At 67.6% G+C, this 20,954-nt stretch carries 14 protein-coding genes; 5 read left to right on the top strand and 9 right to left on the bottom strand.

Translation table 11 applies throughout. The features are described from left to right. Positions 1–316 precede the first annotated feature (316 nt). The 4 genes from A39O_RS31675 to A39O_RS0102555 all read right to left on the bottom strand — a co-directional run bounded on the left by A39O_RS31675 (position 317) and on the right by A39O_RS0102555 (position 5,770). Positions 317–1,945 carry a flavin monoamine oxidase family protein gene (locus A39O_RS31675; protein WP_020503155.1) on the bottom strand — a complete coding sequence of 543 codons (1,629 nt, stop codon included), beginning with the start codon at positions 1,943–1,945 and terminating at the stop codon, positions 317–319. 63 nt (positions 1,946–2,008) lie between these two features. Beyond that, entirely contained in the window at positions 2,009–3,358 is a 1,350-nt protein-coding gene (gene pmbA / locus A39O_RS0102565; RefSeq protein ID WP_020503154.1) for a metalloprotease PmbA, read from the bottom strand. A gap of 36 nt (positions 3,359–3,394) precedes the next feature. Further along, a complete protein-coding gene (gene tldD, locus A39O_RS0102560; RefSeq protein WP_020503153.1) occupies positions 3,395–4,837 on the bottom strand; it encodes a metalloprotease TldD in 1,443 nt (480 codons plus the stop codon). An 81-nt stretch (positions 4,838–4,918) separates the two neighbouring features. After that, on the bottom strand, positions 4,919–5,770 hold the full coding sequence (locus A39O_RS0102555; protein WP_026199109.1) for a carbon-nitrogen hydrolase family protein: 852 nt from the start codon (positions 5,768–5,770) through the stop codon (positions 4,919–4,921). Positions 5,771–6,394: 624 nt separating this feature from the next. On the opposite strand from A39O_RS0102555, the gene A39O_RS0102550 reads away from it, so the two are divergent. Further along, on the top strand, positions 6,395–7,507 hold the full coding sequence (locus tag A39O_RS0102550; RefSeq protein ID WP_020503151.1) for a TIGR03032 family protein: 1,113 nt from the start codon (positions 6,395–6,397) through the stop codon (positions 7,505–7,507). Between the two features lie 88 nt (positions 7,508–7,595). On the opposite strand, the gene A39O_RS0102545 is transcribed toward A39O_RS0102550, so the two are convergent. The 4 genes from A39O_RS0102545 to A39O_RS0102530 form a co-directional block, all read right to left on the bottom strand. After that, a complete protein-coding gene (locus A39O_RS0102545) occupies positions 7,596–11,711 on the bottom strand; it encodes a YhdP family protein (protein ID WP_169338394.1) in 4,116 nt (1,371 codons plus the stop codon). 80 nt (positions 11,712–11,791) lie between these two features. After that, positions 11,792–13,570: a RyR domain-containing protein gene (locus A39O_RS0102540; RefSeq protein WP_020503149.1), complete on the bottom strand. Its 1,779-nt coding sequence runs from the start codon at positions 13,568–13,570 to the stop codon at positions 11,792–11,794. Next, a complete protein-coding gene (locus A39O_RS31670) occupies positions 13,567–14,070 on the bottom strand; it encodes a gamma-glutamylcyclotransferase family protein (RefSeq protein ID WP_020503148.1) in 504 nt (167 codons plus the stop codon). The genes A39O_RS0102540 and A39O_RS31670 overlap by 4 nt, the downstream gene beginning before the upstream one ends. A 59-nt stretch (positions 14,071–14,129) precedes the next feature. Continuing rightward, positions 14,130–14,717, bottom strand: coding sequence for a DJ-1/PfpI family protein (locus A39O_RS0102530; RefSeq protein ID WP_020503147.1), 588 nt, complete (start codon positions 14,715–14,717; stop codon positions 14,130–14,132). 493 nt (positions 14,718–15,210) lie between these two features. Here A39O_RS0102530 and A39O_RS0102525 point away from each other — a divergent pair, with 493 nt between their 5' ends. The 4 genes from A39O_RS0102525 (at position 15,211) to A39O_RS0102510 (ending at position 19,213) form a co-directional block, all read left to right on the top strand. Continuing rightward, positions 15,211–16,041: a TOBE domain-containing protein gene (locus tag A39O_RS0102525; protein ID WP_020503146.1), complete on the top strand. Its 831-nt coding sequence runs from the start codon at positions 15,211–15,213 to the stop codon at positions 16,039–16,041. A gap of 266 nt (positions 16,042–16,307) precedes the next feature. Continuing rightward, positions 16,308–16,985 carry a nitrogen fixation protein NifQ gene (locus tag A39O_RS0102520; protein WP_020503145.1) on the top strand — a complete coding sequence of 226 codons (678 nt, stop codon included), beginning with the start codon at positions 16,308–16,310 and terminating at the stop codon, positions 16,983–16,985. Between the two features lie 396 nt (positions 16,986–17,381). After that, entirely contained in the window at positions 17,382–18,779 is a 1,398-nt protein-coding gene (locus tag A39O_RS0102515) for an amino acid permease (RefSeq protein ID WP_020503144.1), read from the top strand. Positions 18,780–18,997: 218 nt separating this feature from the next. Next, positions 18,998–19,213: a Trm112 family protein gene (locus tag A39O_RS0102510; protein ID WP_211211526.1), complete on the top strand. Its 216-nt coding sequence runs from the start codon at positions 18,998–19,000 to the stop codon at positions 19,211–19,213. Positions 19,214–19,284: 71 nt separating this feature from the next. Here the strand turns inward: A39O_RS0102510 and A39O_RS0102505 are convergent, their stop codons facing one another. After that, positions 19,285–20,733: a nickel-dependent hydrogenase large subunit gene (locus A39O_RS0102505; RefSeq protein ID WP_020503142.1), complete on the bottom strand. Its 1,449-nt coding sequence runs from the start codon at positions 20,731–20,733 to the stop codon at positions 19,285–19,287. Between the last annotated feature and the right edge of the window lie 221 nt (positions 20,734–20,954).

Below are 20,954 nucleotides of genomic sequence, written 5' to 3'. Positions count from 1 at the left end.
TAACCCTTAGCAACCCCTGGAGCCGGTCCCGGCGGCGGATCTCAGCAATTCCAAATTTGGGCGGCATCGCGCGATCCCTGGTGGATGCGGCGCGCGCGACCGCTGTGCCGGGCCCCTGACACCGAGCNGNGCGCCTTATCCACCCTACAGCGGAGCCGGTTTTGTAGGGTGGATAAGCGCAGCGCATCCACCATCAGCCTCGCGGCCGGCACGCTGTTGGCGGCGGCCACCCAAATTTGGAACTGCTGGGCGGATCTGCTGGAGCGGGTACGCGACGGATTGGCGACTGGGGTCCTGGAGGGGAACGTCCTGCGGATTAAGGGTCGTAGGTACCATCCGCCACCGCGGCATAACGCAGCACCGATTGCGCCGCCAGTCGTCCGGTCTGGGCGGCGCCGTTCATGTAGCCAAAATACGCCTCGCTCAGGTGCTCCCCGGCAAACACCAGGTTGTCGAAGCGCACTTCCCGACCGGTGGACAGGTTTTCGGGTTCGCTCCAGCGCAGGTCCCCGAAGGTGGTGATCTGGCCCGGCCGGTAATTGGTGTAGGCACCCAAGGCCAGGGGGTTCTTGGTCCAGGCGGTACAGGCATACCGATCGGTGGCGGTCGACCGCAGGCCCGGCAGGCGGGTTTCCAGTCGCTCCACAAAGGCGCGTCCTTGGGTGGTGCCCCCGTCTGACGAGACGGGCACGGTGACCTCACGGGCGCCCAGAAAGAAGGTCAGTGCGCCGTCCTGTCGCTCCGGCTGATGCTGGCTCGCATCCCAGACTTCCGAGAAGCCCAGGTCGGTCCAGGCCTCGCCGACGAAACCCTCGGGTCCCTGCCAGACGCGGCGGGAAAAGCCGGCGAGGATCTTTTCATTGCGGCCCAGATCCAGTTCGGCCATCGCGCGCCGGAATCGTTCGGGGAGCGCCGCATCGATCTTGATCGAGCGCAGGATGGTGAAGGGGATGGTGATGATGGCCTGGTCGGCGCTGACCGAGCGGCCATTGCTGAAACCCAGACGGACCGGTTCGCCGGGAACCGAGCGCACCGAGACCAACTGCTGACCCGTATGGACGCGTGAGCCCAGGATGTTTCCCAGGGCCGCGATGATCCGGCTGTTGCCGCCCTGGATGCAGTAGGCCTCATTGCTTTCACCCAGCACTTCCACGTTGTCTCCGTCCACCCTTGGCAGGGTATAGAGTAACTGGAGCGCGGAGGCATGCTCCGGTTCGCTGCCGAATTCAGTGCGGATGGAGGTCTCGACCAGACTGCGCACCCAGGGTTGGGGAATCAGGTCGCGATGGCGATCCAGGTAAGCAGTCACCGACAATTGATCGAAGACCGCGAGATGGCGGTGCGGGTCCTCGTTCACCAAGGCGGCGTCGGCCGCGATCTGTGCCGCCAGGGGCCCCAGCAGCCGGGCCAGTTCGGCCGGGTCGCGGCGTGCCCCGCCGAAAAAAAAGGCGGTATTGGGGTAGCGGCTGCTCGCCGGGGACTCGGCGCGATTGTAGACCTTGAGCCCGAATTCCCGCGCCAGATCGAGCATGTCGGTGTGGGCTGAATTGATGAACTCACCGCCGAACTCGGTCACCAGGCCGGTGCCGACCGCATCGGCGCGCGACAGGATGCGTCCGCCGAGTCGCTCGGCGGCCTCGTAGAGATGGACGTTGACGCCGGCTTTCAACAGCCGGTGCGCGGCATTCAGGCCGCTGAGCCCGCCGCCGACGACCGCCACGCGATGGACCTTGTAGCCCCGTGCGGACTGCGGCCCGCCCGGTCCGGACGGGTCGCCCAGCGCGAGCGCCGGTGCCGCGAGTGCGGCGGTGCCGAGAAAGCGGCGGCGGCTCCAGCACGCCCCCGCGCCGGCGCCGGGGGCGTCCGCGCGCGCTCCCGACAGGTGTTCACGCCGGGCCGCATGGAGTGCGCGCAGCAGGGTACGGTAGACTGGGGTATGGGCCATGGAAAGGATTCCCCAAGGGTCAGGCGATCCCGCGGTGCCGCGGCGGCGGGCCTCCGCTGCGGATTATTCGCCGGCGATTGTCATCTCACCGATCAGCCAGGAGCCGGTGCGGGTGCTGCCGGGGAAGTCGCAATCGTTACCCACGGCGACCAGACCCGCGAACATCTCCTTGAGATTGCCGGCGATGGTGATCTCCTCCACCGGAAACTGGATCTCACCGTGCTCCACCCAGAATCCGGCGGCGCCGCGTGAGTAGTCGCCGGTGACCGCGTTCACGCCATGACCCATGAGTTCGGTGACGAAGAGTCCGGTCCCCATGAGCGCGAGCATCCCCGCCCGATCCAGTTCACCCATGTCGATGCTGAGGTTGCGCACGCCGCCGGCATTGCCGGTGGTCGGTAACTTCAGCCGGCATCCGGAATAGGCATCCAGCAGATAGGTGCGCAGCACGCCCTCGCTCACTAAATCCTTGGACCAGGTGGCCACGCCGTCGCCGTCGAAAGGTGCGCTGGCGAGCCCGCGCGGCAGCAGGGGCTGCTCGTGGATGCGTACGAAATCGGGGAAGATGGTTTCATTCAAGTGGTCGAGCAGGAAGCTGGAGCGCCGGTAGAGGCTGCCGCCGGAGATGGCGGACACCAGGCTGCGCAGCAGTCCGGCGGCCACCTCGGCGCGGAACAGCACCGGGGCCTTGCGGGTGTCGATCTGACGGGCGCCCAGGCGGGCGACGGTGCGCTCCGCGGCGCGCTCGCCGACGCCGCGGGCCGGGTCGAGATCGGCCGCGCAGCGGGCGCTGGTCCACCAGTAATCCCGCTGCATGGCATCCCCGTCCTCACCGACCACGGCGCAGCTCAACCCGTGGCGGGTGCTCGGATAGCCGCCGATGAAACCGTGGCTGTTGCCATAGACCTGGAGCCCCATGTGGGTGCTCAAGGACGCCCCCTCGGAGTTGACGATGCGCGCGTCGTAGGCGCGAGCGGCGTCCTCACAGTCGGCGGCGATGCGGATGGCCTCATCGACGCCGAGCGGCCAGGGGTGGTAGAGATCCAGGTCGGGGATCGTGCGGGCCATCAAGGCCGCGTCGGCCAGATGGGCGCAGGGGTCTTCCTGGGTCTGAGCGGCGATCGTGCAGGCGGCGGCGACGGTATCGCGCAACGAGGCCGGGCTCAAATCCGTGGTGCTGGCGGAACCCTTGTGATGGCCGAAATAGACGGTGATGCCGAGCCCGTTATCGCGCGTGTGCTCGACGGTCTCCACTTCGCCCAGACGCACTGAAACCTCCAGGCCGGCGCTGCTGCCGACCGAGGCTTCGGCGGCACTGGCGCCGCGGTCTTTGGCCTCCCGCAAAAGATCCTCGATGTGCTGCTGCAAGCGCGCCAGGCGCTCGGCCGTGTCCTCGGTGGCGGTGATGGTCATATCAAATCCTTAACGGTAACTGGTGTCAGGCCGGCGTCAGGCAGTGGTCCCGCCGACCGTGAGGCTGTCGATGCGCATGGTCGGCTGGCCAACGCCAACCGGGACACTCTGGCCCTCCTTGCCGCAGGTGCCGACGCCGGCGTCGAGCGCGAGGTCGTTGCCGATCATGCTGACCCTGGTCAAGACGTCCGGCCCGTTGCCGATCAGGGTCGCCCCTTTCACCGGTCGGCCGATCTTCCCGCCCTCGATCAGATAGGCCTCGCTGGTGGAAAAGACGAATTTGCCGGAGGTGATGTCCACCTGTCCACCCCCGAAGTTTACCGCATAGAGCCCCTTGTCCACCGAGGCGATGATCTCCTGGGGGTCGCGGGTTCCGGCCAGCATATAGGTGTTGGTCATGCGGGGCATCGGCAGGTGGGCATAGGACTCGCGCCGTCCGTTGCCGGTGGAACGCACTCCCATGAGCCGGGCGTTGAGCTTGTCCTGCATGTAGCCGCGCAGAATGCCGTCCTCGATCAGGACAGTGTTCTGACTGGGGGTGCCTTCATCGTCCATGTTGAGCGATCCGCGCCGGCCGGCCAGGGTGCCGTCGTCGACGACCGTCACCCCGGGGGCGGCCACCCGCTCGCCCACGCGGCCGGCGAAGGCCGAGGTCTCCTTGCGGTTGAAATCCCCTTCCAGGCCATGGCCGATCGCCTCGTGCAGCAGGATGCCCGGCCAGCCGGCGCCCAGCACCACGGTCATGGTTCCGGCCGGGGCCGGTTCCGCCTCCAGGTTGGTCAGGGCCAGACGCACCGCCTCGCGGGCGAATCCCAGGGCGCGGTCCTCCAGCAGTAGCCAACCCAAGTCGGCCCGCGCGCCGCCGCCGCTGCCGCCCTGCTCGCGGCGGCCGTTCGCTTCGGCGATCACGCTGACGTTCAAGCGCACCAGCGGGCGCACATCCGCCGCCAGGGTGCCGTCATCGGCCAGGACCATGACGATATCCTGAACCGCCACGACGCTCGCGCTGACCTTGGTCACCCGCGAGTCCATGCGCCGCGCCTCCGCATCCACCCGTTTGAGCAGCGCCACCTGATCCGCATCGGGCAGACTCACCAGCGGGTTGATGGGCTCATAGAGCCGATGAACCGCCGCCTGATTGGCGATGCGCACCTGGGCGTGCTGGCCGGCGCCGGCAATGGCACGGGCGGCCTCGGCGGCCTGTGCCAGGGCCGGGAAGGTGATTTCATCGGAGTAGGCGAAACCGGTTTTTTCGCCGGAGATGGCGCGGATGCCCACGCCTTGCTCGATACTGAAATTGCCGTCCTTGATGATCCCATCTTCCAGCACCCAGGATTGCAGGCGGCTGTTCTGGAAGTAGATGTCGGCGGCATCCAGCGCCGAGCCCGCGAGCAGGCCGAGCAGCCGGTCCAGGTCGTGCTCGGTGAGTCCGGCCGGTGCCAGGATGCTGTCGCGGGCGATGGTGATGGGATCGTTCATAGGATGAGTCGGACTCGCTGTCGGTAAACTGGTCATGGCGCCGTTGCACCCCGCTCGCGGGGTCAGTCGACGCATCTTCACTTAACCCTCAATCGTGCGGGTCTGGAGCGCGCATTTCAAACGGCGGTGCGCGATGCAGGGAAAGGAGCGGCGCACGGCGGCTTGATGTTCCGCATCCACGAAACCGTGGATGACGCCAACTTCTCGCGGCAACAGTGCCAGGATACTGCCCCAGGGGTCCACGATCATGCTGTGCCCGTGGGTTTCCCGGCCGTTGTCGTGAACGCCGACCTGAGCGGAGGCCAGGACATAGACCAGGTTTTCGATGGCCCGTGCCCGCACCAGCGTCTCCCAATGGGCTTGACCCGTGACGGCGGTAAAGGCCGCCGGAATGGCGAGGACCTCCAGACCCGCGTCGAGCATCTGCCGGAACAGTTCCGGGAAGCGCAGGTCATAGCATACCGCCAACCCCAGCCGGCCGCAGGGACTGTCGATCACCAGCGGCTGGTTACCGGGCGCAAAGGTCGCTGATTCCTGGTAGCACTGCGCGATCCCAGGCACGGACACGTCGAACAGATGAATCTTGTCGTAGCGGGCAACCCGCTGACCGTGCGCATCGAAGACGAGACAGGCCGCGCGCACCCGGTCGGCCTCAGGTCCCGCCAGCGGGATGGTGCCGCCGACGAGCCACACCCGCTGCTGTGCGGCGACCCGTGACAAAAAGGACTGGAGCGGACCCTGGCCGTCCGGTTCCCGCAAGTCGCATTGGTCCTCCGCGCGCATGCCCATGAAGGCGAAGCACTCGGGCAGCACCACCAGGTGCGCGCCGGCCGCCGCCGCCTCCTTGATCAGCCGCTCCGCCTCCAGGAGATTGGCCGCGACATCGCGGCCGGTCGCCATCTGTACTGTCGCCACCTTGCATTCGCTGCTCATGGGGTCACTATCGTTGTCGTAATCGTAATCGTAATCGTAATCGAAGCAGCGATTCATTCCGGGCATGAGCAGCCCGCTGTCGATCGGGTAGAATAGAGAAGAAAGCCTCTCACAAAGACACAAAGATAGCGAAGCATTTCATGGCTTCTTATCTCTCTGTTTCTTCTTCGTGTCTTTGTGTCTTTGTGAGAGCGTCTTCTTTTTCGGTGAGAGCCCGTGGCCGGGAGGTCGGGGTGAGCGAGAGCGAACCCCAACGCTTCCCTAGTAGCGAAATGCCCGGAGAGCCCCGTAGCCCCTTGAAAGCAAGTTCAGGAGACGATGGGTTTCAACGGGTTGGCGAAGTCGCCGCCAGTGTCCGTTCCTCACCGCATCCTACAATCCAGCCCGCCAATCGCCCGAATAACTGAGTACGTGCGAGTCGACACTAGCATGGTGGCATGTTGTGTTCAATCGCCACCGAATGGCTGGGCCGGACATACGGACGGGGTGCGCGTCAGCGGGACGGTGATCGACCGCGCGGTGGCAGGCGTCGGCGTGCCGACGGGATTGACCCGCCGACCGGACACCTGAACAATGCCCAACCGACCCTGGTGTTTCCTATCCATCCGCATCTCGACACCGAGCGTGACCCACTTGGACACAACCGACGCCGCCACCCAGCCCGCTGCCCCGCCGGAACCGGAGCCGCTGCGCAGCGTGCATACCGCGAGCTTCCCCGAGCTTTTGCGCACGCTGGGCTGCTCGCTCCTGATCACGACCTATCAGGCCGGCAAGCTCATTGTCGCGCGCAATGACGGCGGGGTGCTCAACACCCATTTCCGTGCCTTCGCCAAGCCCATGGGATTGGCCGCCAACCCGCGGCGGTTCGCGCTGGGCACCGCCCGGACGGTCGAAGACTATGTCAACATGCCCGCGGTGACCCGCCGGCTGGACCCTCCGGACCGGCACGACGCCTGTTACCTCCCGCGGCATAGCCATGTTACCGGAGACATCGATATCCACGAAATGGACTGGGACGCCGGCGGCCAACTCTGGTGTGTCAATACCCGGTTTTCCTGTCTTTGCACCCTGGACCGCGACAATAGCTTTGTCCCGCGCTGGCGGCCGGCCTTCGTGTCGGCGCTGAGCCCGGAGGATCGTTGCCATCTCAACGGACTGGGCATGGCCGACGGGCGCCCCCGCTATGTGACCGCGCTCGGGGAGGCTGATGCGCCTCAGGGCTGGCGCGACAACAAGGCCGCGGGCGGGGTGTTGATCAACGTGGAAACCGGCCAACGGGTCTGTCGGGGGCTCTCCATGCCGCACTCACCGCGGTGGCACGCGGAGCGGCTCTGGGTGCTCGAATCGGGCAATGGGAGTCTGGCCACCGTCGATCCCGACTCGGGCCGGCTGCACACCATCGCGCAAGTGCCCGGCTTTACCCGGGGCCTGGATTTCTTTGGGCCATTCGCCTTCATCGGGCTGTCGCAGGTCAGGGAGAGCGCCATGTTCAGCGGCCTGCCGCTCACGGAGCGGCTGAAAGAACGTACCTGCGGCGTTTGGGTGGTCGACATTCGTAGTGGACAGGTCGCCGCCTTCCTGCGCTTCGAGGCGGCGGTGCAGGAGATCTTCGCCGTCAAGGTGTTGCCCGGCATTCGGTTTCCCGAGATCCTGGAGCCCACGGACGAGCGCATCGCGGCCTCTTACATGCTGCCTGACGAGGCGCTGAAAGACGTTCCCGCGGAGCGCCTGAGCTAGCAACTCAGCCGCCGCACCTGACCGGCCTTCCGGCGGCCGGAACGACGACTAACGCGGGGTGCGATGCCGCGTCTCACCGATGCCCTGCTCATTCAAGAAAGGAGTTATCACCGCTTGGGCGCGGCTTGGTGGTTGGCGGGTTCGGGCGGACCGCCGCGGCGGCGCCGGTCTTCTCTCCCTGAGAGTCGCCCGCTCCGGCATTCGCGGCTCCGGGCTCCGCGCCCCCTGCGAACGGCTCCCACCCGATCCGGGTGAATTGCGGCTTGGCCCAGGGACCGGTCATCCGGTATTGATAGCTGCCCAGCCGGTCGAGGGCGCCGCCGGAGACGCGGTCGAGCAGGTAGACGGCCGCCCCCACCACCGGGCCGCCGGCGACGGTACTCGCCAGGGCGACACTGGTACCGATGCTGGGTTCGACGGTGACCGTCTGGTCAAAGGTGCGGGCGCGCAGGTCGGTGAATCCGCTGACGCTGATATCGCTGGCTGGGCCATCGATCTCAAAGCGTTCCAGTCGCGCCTGGGCGTCGGCGATGTCGATGCGGCCCAGAATGCTTTCGAAGACGAACCCTTGCTCATAGAGATCGCTGAAGTCCAGCGTGAGACGGCGGCCGATCTCCCCCAGGTTGAGAAAGCCGAGCACCCGGCCGACGCCGGGCTCGACCGCGAGCAGCCGTCCGGGGCCGATATCCAACTCGATCCGGCCCTGGGAGCGCGCCAGATCGAAGGATTCGAAACCGCCCGGCCAGCCGAGGCGCAGGCGTGCGTTCACGGCGGCCGGGCTCAGTCCAGCCGAATAGTCCAGGGCGTGCAGCAGGGGGCCGGTATCCGCTGCCGCGAGGTCGAGGGACAGCCGGCTGCGGCCGCCCGCGGGGCTCTCCATCCAGTCGGCATCCCCTGTCACCTGGGTCTCGCCGAGGCCGTCGAAGCGGATGCGCGAGCAGCGCAGCCCGGCCACGTCGGGCCGCAGGTCCAGGCTCAGCCGGCCGAGCCGGGCCTCGCCCCAGCGCAGGTCCGCCACCCGCAGATCGACCGCGGGCAGGCGGCGGGCCGGGGTCGCGGGGCCGGTATCCTCCGCTGTCTTGGCGGGCAGCAGGGCCTTCAGGTCCAGACGTTCCAGATCCAGATTCAAGGGAGCGGCGGACCCGGTGACCGGCAGACGGATGTGCCCCGCGGCTTCCTTGGCGTCCAGCTGCAAGTCCCAGTGCGTGGCGGCAAGCCGGGCGGTCTGGACCCGGGTGTCGGTCAGACGCGGCCCGCCGAGGTCCAGGGTAGTGATGCGCAGATCGACGGACAGCGGGTCCAGGCGCGATCCGGCGTCCGCGTCCGGCGCGGCACCGAGCGGCGGGCCGACCCGCTTCCACCAATCGGACCAGGTTGGCAGGCTCAGCTCCGTCACCGTGCCGTCGATGACCAGGCCGCGGGCCGGTGTCGGCGACTGGTCGGCGGCGGACGCCGCCGCGTCCGGCGGCGTGCCCAGGGTCACCCGACCGCGTTCGAGTCGCGGTGTGGCCGGCCCCAAGCCCAGGTCGAGGTCCAGGGCCAGCCCATCCAGACCCCCCTGGATGGTCAGACTGCGGCCGGGGACCAGCGCGCCGGTCAACTCCAGAACGCGCAGTTGGTTCGCGGTCTTGCCGAATGGCGGCGGCAGGTCAAGCCCGAGGCCGCGCAAATCCGCGTGCAGTCGCAGCGCAAGCGGCTGGCCGGGTTCCTGGAGATCGGCGTTGCGCAGATCGACATCCAGGTCCCAGTCCAGGTCGCCGGAGGCCAGGCGCCAGGCGGTGGTCGGGAACCGGGCGGCCAACTCGGTGACCGGCATCCGCCCGTGCGCACGGATTTCGGTGGCGGCCGATTGGGCCGCGCCGGGGTTGCGGGTGGCGATGGCGACGGTGACCGGCCGTCCCCAGAGCTTGGCGCGGATGGCCTCGGTTTGCAGTGAGTTGCCGGTAAAGCGCAGTTCGCCGTTGAGTTCGCTCAGCGCCACCGGGGTGCCGGTCAGGCTGAGGCTGGCCGGTTCGAGCCAGGACAGTCGCCCGTCGACGCCCAGGATGCCGCCTTTGATCAAAGGGACGTCCAGGTCCAGGACGAGTTGCGAACGGCCCTGGACCGCGAAGACGCGGGCGAGCGGTCCCAGGTGTCGTGCGAGAGGGCTTTCGCCGAGGAGACGCAGGCCGTCGGCGAAGGGTCCAGCCCCTTCGCCGTGGATCAGCATCCGCGTCGGCCTCCAGAGGTCGGGGATAGCGGTGCGTCCCTGGGTCAAGACGGTGTCGTAAATGCGCCCATTGTCCATCCGGATATCGAGCCCCTGATTCAGGAACCGCAACTCCCCGGCGGCCGCGACGATGGGTGGCCACCCGAGCTGGTAGTCGAGCACCAGGTCCTGGTAGTCCAGCAGCAACTCGAAGCGCCCTTCCTGTTCACGAAAAGGGTATTTCTTGAGCGGGCCACGGATCAGGAGATCGGCTTGGGGCACCCGTCCCGCTGCCAGGGCGCGGGTGAGCCAGCGGGTGAGTTCCGGTTTGATCACGCCGACCGGCAGATAGCGCCGCACCTGGGCGACATCGGCGTCGGACAGGTGGGCGCGCAGGTCGAGGACTGGCCCGGTCGCGGGGTCGGCGGCGGGTGCGGGCCAATCCAGGGCGAGGCGTGCACGTCCGGACAGGTCGGCGTTCTCCAGCACCAGATGGCGGCCTTGCACCTGCACCCCGCCGGCGGGATCGTGCTGCCAGGTCAGGAACCCGCTGAATTGATCCAGGTGGATGGGTTGATCCAATAGTGGCCGCAAATCCAGGTCCAGCGCGGTGCTGCCGAGTTGCAGGCCGCCGCCGTCTTGATCCGCCCGCAGGCGAGCGCTCAGGCCGGCGAAACCGGGGAGGCGCGCGCGCTGCTCCAGGGCGAGTCCATGGCCCAGGGCCGCCGCCCGCCAGGTCGGCGGCTCCCCCGGCGTGACCGCGAGTTGCAAGGCCAGCCGTTCGATCCGGCCGCGCGGGCCCAAGGCCGCGAGCAGATCGCGGTTCAGGGGGGACGGCCACGGCGAGGCGCGCAGCAGTTTGGTGATGGTTGCCAGGTCGAACTCGGCGGCAGTCAGGTCCAACGCCGGCAGGTTGCCCTGAGCGGACAGCCGCAGGTCGAGGTCCAGGTCGTGGAGCGCGGCCCCGTCGACCCGCAGTTCCAGGTCAGCGACCCCGATCCGCCAGCCGTCGGCCAGCGGGGCGACGCGGATCAGTCCGCCAAGTTGCTCCACGGTGACCGCTGCCGATCGAGCCGCGGACCGGCGCGCGGAATCAGCAGGCGCTGACGCCAGGTCCGCAGCCGTGCCGGTCGCTCCGGGGGGCGTCAGCGTGAGGCCGCTGACGTCGATGCGGTTGATACTCTCGGTGAGCGCGCCCGCACGAATCTCGTTCCAACTCTCCAATCGGACGTCGGCGGTGTGCACCCAATCCGGATCGACCAGCGTCCGGGGCAGCCAGGCGGCCGGATCCGCTGCCGCCAGGTGGAGATAGACACGACCACCCCAGCCTCGCAAATCCCGCGCATCGCCTTGCAGATCGGCGAGTACCCGCACGCGGGTGGCGGGCGGATGCGTCGCGCCGGAGTCCGCGGGCGCGGTCGGTGCCTGGGCGATCAGTTCCAGTTGGTGGGTCAACCCCGTGTTGTGCAGACGCAGCCGCACGTCGGTGAGGCGGATCCCCTCGCTCCCCAGTGCGTCGTCGCGGATCAGGACCTCGCTCTCGGTGAGATTGAGCCGTCCCTGGTCCAGGAACAGTTCCAGGGTCCGCGGGTCATCGGTGTGGAGCGCGCCCAGTCCAGCCACGCTGACCCGCCCGTCCGGCTTGCGCTCGATGATGAGCCGGGCGCCCACCAGGGTCAGTGCGTGAATCTGGGGCTTCCCGGTGCGTAACGACGCAATGGGTTCCAGGTCCAACTCCAGGGCCTGGAGACGCAGGAGGTCGCTGCCGTTCTCAGGGCAGGTGAGCGCGGCGTTGCCGAGCACCAGCCGGGGAAACCAACCGGACAAGCGCAGGGTCAGCGTCTCGACCCGCAGCGGGTAACCGAGCCGTTGCGACAGCGTTTGTACGATCGCGTCGCGGTAGTGATCGGTGATCGGCAGTGCCAGGCGCAAGGTCGTCATCAGCAGCGCCAGCAGGATCAGGCCGGCCAGACCAATCCACGCGAGTCGGGTGAGCAGGTGGTCAGTGAAGTGCATCATCGGGGCGGGTCGCAGTTCATCACCGTGCGGTGTCGGGTGGCCGGGAGGTCCATCATCAATGGGTACCGCGCGCCTCATCAATAGTCGAAATTCCAGTCAACGCGGCGCTCGACCGGGTCCAGGAGGACGCGTTTGGCCCCCGCGTTCTCCAGCGGGCCGGACCCCACCACCAGTTGAATGTCGGCACGCCGCGCGAACCAGCGCGTCAGTTCGCCGGGGGCCGGCAGGCTGATCCGCCGCTCCGCGCGTGCCATCAGTTCCAGCAGTTCGCGGCGGGCGGCGTCATCGGGTTGCGCGGCCAGGGTGTGGGCGATCGGTTGCGGGCAGAGCAGGAACAAGCCGGCCGCGGCGCGGTCCAGCGCGAGACGGGTGATCAGGCGTGCGCCGGGCTCGGCGAGGGTGGCGGCAAACACCAGCGTACGATCCGGATAACGCGCGGCCAGCCGGTCCAGCACCTGCTCGGCCAATCGCTGCAAGCCGGCGGCGACGGCATCCGCGGGGAGCGCCGTGTGCGGCTCGGGGATGCCCAGGATCAACATGCGGACCACCCCGAGTTCCGAGCGGGCCAACAGGGTCGGTACACCGCGCACCGCGAACCGGTCCAGGTCTTTCATGGGTTCGCTGAGATCCCGGTAGGGGATCAATTGCGGGTGATGTTTGCGGGCGTTATCACGCACCGGGGCATAGCTCCAGCCGTCCAGATGGCGATCCGCGGCCCAGCGCAGATGCTCGATGACCGCCAGCCGCTCGGCCTCCAACGGGGCGAAGGCGAAGGATCCGCCCCGTTCTTCGTGCACGGCGCGGCAGTCCATCACGGCGAGTTTTGCCCAGATATGATCCGCCTGATGCCGATTGGCATCCCGGTAGGAGGCGGTGAGTGCGGGCCAGGGCCGGCCGGCCGGCTCGCGCTCCGGATCGCGTCCTTGCGCGGCAATGCTGTCGGTGTAGTGTTCGTGAATGGTTTGGGCGAGCGCGTCGCCGCGACCGTCCAGGAGCACCTGGGGACGGCACGCCTCGTCGAGATAGGAAAAGGGAAAGGTCTGGCCATCCCAGTCCGCCAGGCTGCCGTCCGGGATCGCGTCTCCGACCTCCAGCAGGATCGGCGGGGAAACCCCCTGGTCCGCGGCGAGCCGTCCGGCGAACCACTGGGCGAGGGCGATGGCGTCGTCCGGCCCGGCGGCGGACGCAGCGGCGCACACCAGGACTTGGGTGACCGGCGGCAGCGCGGCGGGACCTCCCAGGTCCGCAGCAATCCAGCGCAGGTCCGCCACCTGGCCGGCCTGTGGATAGGCACCGGCAAAACGTGCCTGGATAGCGGGGTCAGTGCCGATGATGGTGATCGCGGGCCGCTCCTCGCCGTAGGGCATCAGCCGCAGCGCCTGCACTACCAGGGCGCGTGCCGGGGGCGCGAACCCGACGACCAGCAGGTGAGGGCGCTGGTCGAAGCAGGGGTCCAGACCGCAGTGCAGTGGCCAACGCTCCAGCAGCACCCGCGCGGCGCGATCTTCGATGGCGAAGGTCTCCAGCGTGATCGGCCCGGCGGGGTCCAGCTCCGGCAAGGGCGGCGGCGGGTCGGCCTGAACCATGAGGATCAACCGCAGCGGGGCGGGCCGGCGACCGCGCCCGCGACTGCTGCCCAGGCGGTGGATCAGGCCGGCAACCAGGCTTTCCGGTTCCGGCGGATCGGCCAGGACCAGGGTCCGGCAGGCGCCTGATTTGAGATCGGTCAGCTCGGTGAGGGCGACGGCACGGACGCGCCGCCCCGCGCGGCGCAGACTGTCGAACACCCGGCCGGCCAGGGGCGAGGCGCCGGCGACCCACACCGGCGCCTCACCGAAACGCTGCAAGAGCTTCATTCCGTTGGCTTAGTGTCGCGGTGTGTCGCGTCTTCAACGCCCGTCGACAGTGACGCGGTGACCTGGGTCATGGCCGCGGCTGGTCGGCGGGGGCGGTTCTTGGCGTCGCGGGTGCGGCGCACACCAGCCGCGCGCCAGGAGTCCGGATCGGCGGCGAAGGCCCGCCAATCGCCGCCCTGGATCACCCGCCGATCACGCCGCCGTCCGCGGTACAGATAACACCAGGCGCGGCCATAGGCGGTCGGGATCAGTTGGCGGTCGTAGAGCCTGGGATACTCTTCAAGCCGGTCGAGCCGATGCAGCCCGGCGGTGTCGACCCGAAACACTTCGCCCTGGATGGCGCTGCCGCCGCCGCGCACCGCGCCCGGATAGGCGCCGACCCGCAGCAGGGTGAAACAGGGTGCGGTGCGGTGCGGGCCAAGCCACTCGGCGCCGCTCAGCAAGTGGTGATTGACCTCCCCGCGCAGCAAGGTGCCATAGACGAATACTTGGTGATCCATGAGCGTGCAGTAAACTATTGATCGGGCCAATGACAGCAATTGCCCGAGTGGTCACTCGGTCAGGTCTCGATGCGCGTGCCCAGGACCTCCAGGAACTTGCGCATCCACTCGGGGTGGGCCGGCCAGGCCGGGGCGGTGACCAGGCGGCCGTCGGTATAGGCGTTGGAGAAGGTCTCGTTGACCTCGCACCAGAGTGCGCCGGCGCGCTCCACATCGGGTCGCACGGCCGGGTAGGCGGTGCAGCGCTTGCCGTCCAGGACCCCGGCCGCCGCCAGAATCTGCTGGCCATGGCAGACCGAGGCAATCGGCTTATCCGCGGCGGCGAAATGGCGCACGATTTCGATGACCCGCGGGTTCAGCCGCAAGTATTCGGGGGCCCGGCCGCCGGGGATGACGAGCGCGTCATACCGCGCCGGATCGACCAGTGAGAAGTCCGTGTTGATCGCGAACAAGTGCCCAGGTTTCTCACTGTAGGTCTGGTCGCCCTCGAAATCGTGGATGGCGGTGCGGACCCGGTCGCCCGGTTGCTTATCGGGACAAACCGTGTGGACCTTGTGTCCGACCATCTGCAACATCTGGAGCGGGACCATCGCCTCGTAGTCCTCGACGAAGTCACCGACCAGCATCAGTATCGTTTTCGCCGCCATGGGACTGTCCTCCGGATTGTTTTGGGTTGGTTGCAGCGAAACTATAACATCGCCTCCCGTCCTCACGCTGGATCGGCGCAGGCCGGCGTCGGCAGCGCGGCTGATGGCGGGTGCGCTGCGCTGATCCACCCGACGAAACCGGCTCCACTGTGGGTGAATCAGGCGCGCCGCTCGGTGTCACGGACCCGGCACGTCGGTCGCGCGTGCCGGCCTTGATCGTAATCCCGGCCAGCGGGGTGCGTCGTCAGGGCTTCCAGCCCTGACGGTGTCAGGCCAGGATGGCCTGACTACGCACCCGGCGAGCCCAAGTGGCCGGAATCTTGATCAAGGCCCGCGCGCCGCATCCACCAGGGGGCGCGCGATGCGGCCCAAATTTGGAATAGCCGGCGCCCGCTGCAGCGCCTTGTCGGTCGTCGGAGCGAGGCGTAACATGGTCTCGAAATGCGATGTCAGTTATATGATTTTCTTAATATTTATAAGAGGCAGCACCTGAGTGAGCACGCCGAACAAGTCCCTGAAGAGCGAGCGCCCGCTGCGGGTCGACGGCGCATTTTGGCTCGACGTGAATGATGTTGCTTTCCTTGGGGAAGAGCGCATCGCCCTGCTGGAGCAGATCGGTGAACGCGGTTCCATCACCCAGGCGGCCAAGGGCGTCGGCGTCAGCTACAAGGCCGCCTGGGACGCCGTGGATGCGATCAACAACGCGTCCCCCAAACCCTTGGTGGAGACTGCCACCGGCGGCCGGGGCGGCGGCGGTGCCCGGCTGACCGACGAGGGTCGGCGCCTGATCGCGGCCTATCGCACCATCGCCGGCGAGTATCGGCGCTTTCTGGACGGCATCAACGCGGCCATGGGCGACTCGGGCGCGGCGCTCGACCTGCTGCGGCGGCTCGCCATGCGCACCAGCGCCCGTAACCAGTTTTTCGGCCGGATCGTCGCGGTAACCGCGCGCACCGTGGATGCGCAGATCGAAATCGAGATTCAGGGCGGCGACCGCCTCAGCGCGGGGGTCACGAACGAGAGTGTCGAATCCCTGAGCCTGCGCCCCGGGCGCGCGGTCTGGGCGCTGATCAAGGCGGTCGCCGTCGGCATCGGCCGCGCACCGGACCCGCAGGCCCGGCCCGGCACCAATGCCCTGTGCGGCCTGGTCCAGCGCATCACCCGCGGTGACGGGCCGGCCGAGGTCGTCATCGCCTTGCCGTCCGGTGTCACGGTCCGCGGAGTAATCACCGCGGACCTGCTCGACCGCCTGGAAATCGCCGAGCAAACCCCCGCCTGCGCCATCTTCCCGGCCTCCAGTGTCATCGTTGGGGTGGATAACTGAGTAAGGAGTCGGGGCGTCCCGCCCCGACAAGCTAGGGCCGCTCGGGACCAATGAGGGCGGCGACGCTATCGGCATCACACCTGGTTTGATTCTTGTATTGTTTTCGGTCGGCGGCGGTCGGCGACCGACCGCCGCGGCGTCCCGCAACACGAGGTCGACGATGCACCGGCGGCTGAGTCGAGCACGGTGCGGCTTGCGCGAGCAGTGGTACCGGCCAGCCGCTGCCGCGGGGCGGCCAACAACCAACGTCAAGAGGTCAAAACCCCATGGAACTCCAAGCGCGACCAACCGGGTTCGTCAGTCTTCCCCCGCGGGCCTCCTCCACGACGGCTGTCGACACGGCCCTTGAGCCCGCGTCCGATCGGGCCGCGGCGCCCTCAGTTGGTGCAAATCTGTCGGTGCAGGCTGATCAGACCCTGCTGCGTGTTGCCCGCGATCCGACGGATCCGCTGACCCTGGCTTTCGCGGGTGTGATCGGGCGGGCCCTGGCCGCCGGTCAGTGTCCGTTGATCCGCGGATTGCCGGAGTCGGACTTTCGCCGACTGCTGGACACCTACTTCCCGGCGACCGAGCTTAAGAATGGCGATCCCGGCCGTGACGCTGCCGCGCTGGACGAACTTCAGGATCTCTTGGATCTGCTGTTGGAGTTCCGGCGGGAGCCGAGCGAGCGGCTCACCTGGCTCAGCCACGCGATTGCGTCCGCGGCCATGCGGGACAATCACCTGTGGCAGGATATGGGGCTGCCGAACCGGCCCTTGTTGACCCGGCTGATGACGGAGCACTTTCCGGAGCTGGCAAAGCGCAACGTTGGGGACATGAAATGGAAGAAGTTTTTCTATCGTCAACTTTGTGAGCGCGCCGAGGTGCCGATCTGCAAGTCGCCCAATTGTGCTGACTGCGTCGATTACCAGGTGTGTTTCGGCCATGAGCATGGCTCAACCTGAACCGCGTCGTCAGCGCTGAAAGGAACATCAGCCACCCCCGAAGATAAATGTCCCCCGTGGGAGCGGCGTCCCGCCGCGATGCGGTGCCGCGGTGACCCTTAACGCTGTGGCTACGCGCCGGGTCCCGTCGCGGCGGGACGCCGCTCCCACAGGGTCGCTGCGCGACTTTCACGGTCAAGCCCTGAGATCCAGTCTTTTTGCGGCGGGACCAACGATCGAGCCCTCAGAACGAACTGTGCTTGCGCCCGGAAACCGCGATAATCGCCGACAGGATCGGCCTGCTCCGCTCAACCACGCGGGAATCAAGGTATGCGATCATTCTTTCGCGTTAACGCGCGCTCATGCGCGGCTACACGTGCTTCATCCGGTGTTCAGGTGCATTTTGTCGGAGGTCGTATGCGACTGTCGGGACTGCTGCGGACCAAATCGATCAACGCGGATCACAGCCTGGGCGGGCCGGCGCTGCGCCCGGTGCTCGGTCCGGTGGACCTGACTCTGCTCGGGATCGGTGCCATCATCGGCGCCGGCATTTTCGTGCTGACCGGGGTCGCCGCGGCGACTCAGGCGGGACCGGCCATCATCCTGTCCTATCTGGTGGCGGGAACGGCCTGTGCCTTCAGCGCTCTGGCCTATGCGGAACTGGCCGCGTCCATCGGCGGCTGCGGCAGCGCCTATGGTTACAGCTACGCGGGCCTGGGCGAGATCGTGGCCTGGATGATCGGCTGGGACCTGATCCTGGAATATTCGGTCGCGACCTCGGCGGTCGCCATCGGCTGGTCGGCTTATGCGGATAATGCACTGGAGGCGGTCGGGCTGGCGCTGCCCGCTGTCCTGCAGCAAGGTCCGCTGGAGGGCGGTTGGATCAACCTGCCGGCCGCGCTCATCGTGCTGACGCTGGGCGTGTTACTGAGCATCGGGGTGCGCGAAAGTGCGCGGGTCAATGCGGTGATGGTGTTGGTCAAGCTGTCCGCCATCGCGGTGTTCGTCATCGTCGCCGCATCCCATGTGGAGCCGGCCAACTGGAGCCCCTTCATGCCCTTCGGCTGGAGCGGCGTGATGGGCGGGGCCGCGTTGATTTTCTTTGCCTATATCGGCTTCGATGCGGTCTCGACCGCGGCCGAAGAGGCGCGCAATCCCCAGCGTGACCTGCCGATCGGCATTCTGGTCTCGCTCGCGGTGTGCACTGTGATCTATATTCTGGTCGCCGGACTGCTGACCCTGGTGGTCGCTTACCCCACGCTGAACGTGGGCTCACCGGTGGCGGATGTGATGCTGCGCCTCGGCTATCCCTGGGCGGCCGGGGTGATCGCGGCCGGAGCCATTGCCGGGCTGACCACGGTGATGCTGGTGCTCTATTACGGGCTGACACGAGTGTTTCTGGCCATGTCGCGCGACGGGCTCCTGCCCCCGCTCTTTGCCCGGGTCAACCCGCGCACCGCGACCCCGGTCCGCGTGATCCTGCTCAGCGGACTGTTGATGGCGGCCATCGCGGGGTTCACCCCGATCGGGCAGGTGGCCGAACTGGTCAATATTGGCACCCTGGCCGCTTTCTTTCTGGTGTGCCTGGGCGTGATCTGGCTGCGTTATACCCATCCGGACCTGCCACGCCCCTTCCGCACCCCTTGGTCGCCGCTGGTCCCGCTGCTCGGTGCCGCCGCCTGTCTCTACCTGGCGTTGCAACTGCCGCTGATCACTTGGCTGCGCTTCGGTCTATGGTTGGCGCTCGGGCTCGTCATCTACTTCGCGTACTCGCGCCGGCATAGCGCGCTGGCGGTGGCGGAGTCGGGCGCGTAGAGCCGTCGTACCTGATTTGGTGTAGGGGCGGGTTTGAAACCTGCCCCTACGGCCGCAACGACGATCGCGGCCGCCGCGAGGACGCCATCACCCCGCGCTTTACCGCGACCGCGCCCTGAGTCCATCATCGCCGTTTGGCGCTGGGCCGGCCGCGCGGTGTGGCGGCGGAGCGGTCCCGCGCAATCCCTGTCGATCTCAAGAAAATCTGGAGAATCCGTATGCTGGACAAGAATCTGCTGGAGATACTGGTATGCCCCGTGACCAAGGGGCCGCTGATCTATGATAAGGCGCGCTCGGAGCTGATCTCCTGTTCCGGCCGTCTCGCCTATCCGGTGCGCGACGATATCCCGGTGATGCTCGAAGAAGAGGCGCGTCCGCTGACCGCCGAGGAGGCGGAAGCGTATCGCAAGGGTGGGGTCGCCGAGGCGGGTTGAGGGCGCGGCGGCGCTGGAGGGGCCGGGCCGGCTTGTCATCGCGGCCGTGTCGGATCAGCGGTGTGGCCTCCTCAATGCACGGTACAAACCATGCAGGGATCGAACGATCGCACGATATGTTGGACGCTGATGGGGGTGCGTTCGCCCGGGCGCACCGGGGCGCCGATCAGGGCTTGTTCGAGCGCGCCGGGGATGTTCCCCCGGTCGCGGGGCGAGAAGTTCCAGGTGGTTGGGGCGATGATCTGATAGCTGTGGATGCGTCCCTTGCGCACCCGCAGCCAATGACCCAAGCTCCCGCGGGCGGCCTCCACCAGACCGGCGCCCTCCGCCTCGTCGGGCAATTCGCCGTGGCTGCAGAAGGGTTCGCCCGGCACCAGCCGACGTATCCAGTCGTCCATGGCCAGGGTCACCCGGGCCGTTTCCAGCAGGCGTGCGATCACGCGATTCTGCACATTGCCGCCACTGTGTGCCACCAGATCGCGGATCAGTGGATGCCCGTCGACCATCTGGCGGGCCAGGGCGCCGACCTCGACCACCTGTCCATCCAGTCGCGGCGCCTTGCACCAGGTGTAGCCATCCGGGCGGTCCAAGTCCGGCAGGGTGACCCCCTGGGACGGATGCAGGGGCGCCTCGCCGCCCAGCATCCGGCTGTGGCTCAGATCCTCGGTGATGGTCGCGAGATCCAGGTGCCGCGGGCCCTGGTCCCACAGGCCGTAGCGCAGGAGCCGCCGGGCGCCGATCAGATAGTTCCCGAAGCTCATGAAGCGGTCGGTCGCGCGGCCGAGCCGGTCCAGGCCGAGCCGGCGGGAACAGTGCAGGAAGTGTCTGAAGTCGCTGCCGTGCGGCGGCCGGGCAGCGGCCCAGCGTTCCAGGGCCGCGCCGCTGTCCAGGGCGACGATGGCGTCGAGTGGATCGCCGAAGGTCCGGGTCTCCAGGAATCGGCGGAAGGCACCGAGAATGGCCAGCAGCCGCAGCCGCTCCTGGGCCTGGACCGGCCGGGTGGAGCCGCCCGGTTGCAGGCTCAGCGAGTGCGGCCACTTGCCGGCCAGGAGACCCAGCAGATGCAGGAACTGCGCGCGTGCGGGCGGCCACTCGCGGGCCGCCGTGCCGCTGTGGGCGCGGAAGCGCGCCGCCGCTGGTCCGTACCAGGGCTCGGCGGCATAGACCGCGCGCGCGAAGTCCGGCATGAAGAAAAGATAGAAATGGGTGAGATGATCGGCCAGGTTCTCGGCGGCCAGGATGAGATTGGTGGCCAGTTCGCCATTGGGCGGCATCTGCAGGTTCTTTGCATCGGCCAGGGCATAGGCGGCGGCCATGGATTGCGAGACGGAGCAGATGCCGCACAGGCGTGGGGTCAGCGCCAGGGCGTCGCGCGGGTCCTTGCCTTGCAGGATCTGCTCAAAGCCCCGGTACAGGGGCGCGTTGGCCCAGGCCTGGGTGACCTGCCCGTCGGCGATCTCGAGCCTGACCTCGAGATCCCCCTCGACCCGGTTGAAGGGGCCGACGGTGATCAGTGCCACGCGGGATCACCGTGATGGCGCGGTTTGTCCATTAGGGGACGCCTTTGGTGTTTCGGTCGTTGTCGTTGTCGTAATCGTCATCGAGTTTATCGCAGCGCCCAGGCTGTCCTCGCAGGTGTTGATCATTGATCCGGCAAGGCTTCGGGCGTCGTGCACTGGAGGTCGAGGCTTCAGCCGGACGAGGGCCACGCAGACGCGGTGTCGACCGGCTAACGACCATG

This window comes from Lamprocystis purpurea DSM 4197 (assembly GCF_000379525.1).
Taxonomy (GTDB): Bacteria; Pseudomonadota; Gammaproteobacteria; order Chromatiales; family Chromatiaceae; genus Thiodictyon; species Thiodictyon purpureum.
The sequence above is the reverse complement of the archived record's forward strand: the minus strand, read 5'-3'. Positions and strand labels throughout refer to the sequence as shown.